This window comes from Photorhabdus tasmaniensis, assembly GCF_011189505.1.
In the GTDB taxonomy this organism is placed as follows: Bacteria; Pseudomonadota; Gammaproteobacteria; order Enterobacterales; family Enterobacteriaceae; genus Photorhabdus; species Photorhabdus tasmaniensis.
In genome coordinates, this window is sequence record NZ_PUJU01000109.1 from 1 (window position 1) to 3,513 (window position 3,513).

1 protein-coding gene and 1 pseudogene are annotated in these 3,513 nt (G+C 38.6%); both read left to right on the plus strand.

Going from position 1 to position 3,513, the window contains the following annotated elements:
* Positions 1-513 precede the first annotated feature (513 nt).
* Positions 514-1,612 (plus strand): annotated as a pseudogene (locus C5471_RS22760) (ISAs1 family transposase).
* 795 nt (positions 1,613-2,407) lie between these two features.
* Complete coding sequence (locus C5471_RS22765) at positions 2,408-2,833, plus strand: MerR family transcriptional regulator (RefSeq protein ID WP_133816083.1); 426 nt, start codon at positions 2,408-2,410, stop codon at positions 2,831-2,833.
* Positions 2,834-3,513 lie beyond the last annotated feature (680 nt).

The window sequence follows — 3,513 nt, forward strand, 5'->3', positions numbered from 1 at the left end:
CCGAAATACTGAGAAAAAGCGTCGATATTCATGGGGGCACTCCTGAAAAAAGGAGTATGAGATCATAAGTAGCTCCGTGGGTCAAACTGAACGATTTTGATTAAATAACGTTCGCGATCTCACCCTAAACCTACCAATTGTTATGTTCATTTGTAAAAATATTTTAATGAATAATATCAACACGAAGAGCAGATATTTTAAAAATTCGCATGGTAATTCCAGTTTAAAAATTAGATTTAATTATAAAGCTTAACACTATTGTTAAGGTCAATAACTATTTATGAGTATAAATAACGTTTCATAATTTTGCTACACATGGATTTATTCAACCCACTGTTATACATAGAATTATGAGTGGTATAAGATGTAGCGCTATTTTGGACTCTTATTTATTTTAAAATTAATCAAACAATCACCACCTTCCCAGGGCGCGAGCATACTTTTTTAAAACCTATTGAATGAAGACTAATAGCATGATCTCATTAGTCTTATTTTCCTGCTAATCACTCACCAATGAACCTGATTGAACATTTATCCGTTGTGAAAGAAACCCGCTCTGATATCAATCGTCAGTACGAGCGGGTTGATGTTATTTTCCTTGTCGTCAGTGCCATTATGGCGGGAGCCGAAGGCTGGCAAGACATTGAAACTTATGGTCATGCCAAAATTAAGTGGCTGAAAGAATACCGCCCCTTTCTCCAGGGGATACCCTGCCAACATACGATGGCGAGAATACTGCGCACTCTCGAGCTGGATTCATTACTGGAGGCCTTACTCAACTGGGTCAATGAACAGCGTGAACAGGTCGGAAAACCGGTTATCGCCTTTGACGGAAAAGTCCTGCGGCGGGCTTACCGGAATGAAAAGAAAAACGCCGTCCCGCAGGTCACCGCGTATGATACTGAGCGCGGATTAGTGTTGAGCCAGAAAGCCACGACCACGAAAAACGGTGAAATCAGTATCGTCCGTCAAATGCTGGATATCCTCAACCTGAAAGGCAGCATTGTGACGCTTGATGCCCTGCATTGTCAGCGTGAAACCCGGCAAAAAATCAGTGAGAAGAAAGCCCACGTCGTTGTTCAGGTGAAGAAAAACCAACCCCCGTCTGTGGGAAGCCGCTCAGTCTCAGTTTCAGCGGGTGTTTGATGCAGGAAAAGAAAAAATTATTACTGAAATCAAACAAGAAGCGCATGGCCGCCGGGAAGAACGTTATGTATTTCAACTCAAGCCCCAATTTCCCCCTGATATCGCGGAAAGATGGCCGACAATCCGCAGTATTATTGCTGTTGAACGGCACCGGACAGAAAATGGCAAGGGTACGGTGGATACGGCTGACTATATTAGTTCCCTCTCTCCCCGGCATAAATTATTGGGGCACTACATTCGCCAGCATTGGCGCATTGAGAATAGCCAACATTATATTCTTGATGTCGTTTTTAAAGAGGATAATTCACGTATTGTACTGGACGGAGCCATTGAAAATTTGGCGCTATTCCGGCGTATCGTGTTGAACATGGTAAAACAATGTGATTGTGGTGCACCGAGCCAACGAAATAAACTCAAAAAAGCCGGCTGGAGTGATGATTATCGTGCACGAGTTTTCTTCGGGTGAAGAGTAATCAAAGTATGCTCGCACCCTGCCACCTCCCTAGGAGGTGGTTTAAGGATGACAATAAAATAATTTCCATTATTTAAATATCAGTTTCAATTTTTTCTATATGCATTGATATAGCAAGTTAATTATGGAGTGGCTATTATTTTTACTCACTACCTATTCCTATAGGAGCATTTTATTTTCCATACTTTGTAGCAAAAGAGAACAGGGAAGTCCTCGGATAAAAGCAATAGCTTTTGAACATACTTTATTAGTGCAACTCGGAGAAAATTACTCCTCACTCATTCAAGTTCTGTCCTCTATCGATGTTCACTTCTCATTCATAAGAACAGCTTGTAATAATTACACCTATTGAGAAAGCAAGCTATTAACTAAATAACGTTTCATAATTCTGCTACACATGGTCTTCTTCAACCCATTGTTATAAATAGAATTATGAGAGGTATAAGGTGTAGCGCTATTTCGGACTCTTATTTAATTCAAGAGAATTAATGTGACAAAAGTATTAATAAATCTCACAAATTATAGCGGCTCTATTTTGGAAAATCAGGATTAAGGAATTGCATTAATTTCTGCTTTAAGAAAATGATTATCATCAGCTTCATAGCTAGCATTGATGGTTAGTTTTTAAAGTCTAGTTTATGGTGCTTTTTTGAGATTAAAAAATTATTTTACTCTATACTTATGCATTGATTGGTAATATATTTAAATTCCACAGGACGAAAATTATATTTTTTCCTGAAATAATTTAAAATCAATTATTCCATTATTGAATTAACTACGAGGTCATATATGAGGATAAGTGAATTTTCTCAAAAAACCGGGATCAGTACAAGAATGATTAGATATTATGAGAAACGGGGACTTATAAAACCAAACCGCACCATATCTGGCTATCGAAACTTTAACTCTCAAGATTTAGTTACAATTCAAATTATTCAATCACTTCAAAAAACAGGTCTCACTTTAGATACTATACGAATATTGATGCCTTGTATCATACGTGAACCTGTCCGACTATCTCTATGCCCGTTTATCATTTCAACACTAGAACAACATCGGGAAAAAATTAAAGAGGCTCTTGAAAGAAACTCTAGAGCCTTGCTGTTACTTGATCAATATCTATCAGATCTTACTCTTCCCTTGCTACCAAAATTGTTGTCTCCCTTGATTGAAAGTCTTACAGAGTGCGAGTGTGTTGAAACTCACCCTAGCTAAAACAAGGTGATTTTTGTCGTCATTGGCAAAAGATGATTGCTTTAGTTTTACATTGCCTCTTGCAAGCATTTAACATGTCGGTATTCCTTACCGCCATAAATACATCATTAGGCTAAGAATATTCGCCCCTTTCAATATAAATATTGGTCGTGGCGTTTAAGTTACGATCATATTTAGTCCCACATCCCACAACTGCAACCCCATCGACGAATAGCTAGTGACCGTTTGCCCGAATAGATAGCCTCACAATACGAACGCCTTTTTGACGAGGGAAACCCTTGGCTGATTTTAGACGTAGTTCATCCATACCAATCCTCTTTATATTAGAGTTGTCTTTCTATCTCGCCAAAGTTCGTATCTAAAATATGTTTTACTAGCCTCTTATTTTTAGCCATGTTTTTAACCTTTAATGACACTATATAACCATCTAGTTTTCATTTATCAGTTGGGTGGTCATTTTTCGGGTGAAGTTAGCGCGAACATGAGCTATTTTTTTGTGATTCTTGTGTAGTGGTCTAATAAAACCGGACCCCCATTTAAGTGGTAAGATTACCAGGGTGAGAGCGTGAGTGTTCATTGTTTAACCATCGAGCATAATCCTGCTATTAACACCTTGTCCATATAGGCACTATTCATACTGGTCATCTTCCGTTTGCGCCGAATACTGGCTTTTTCACTGG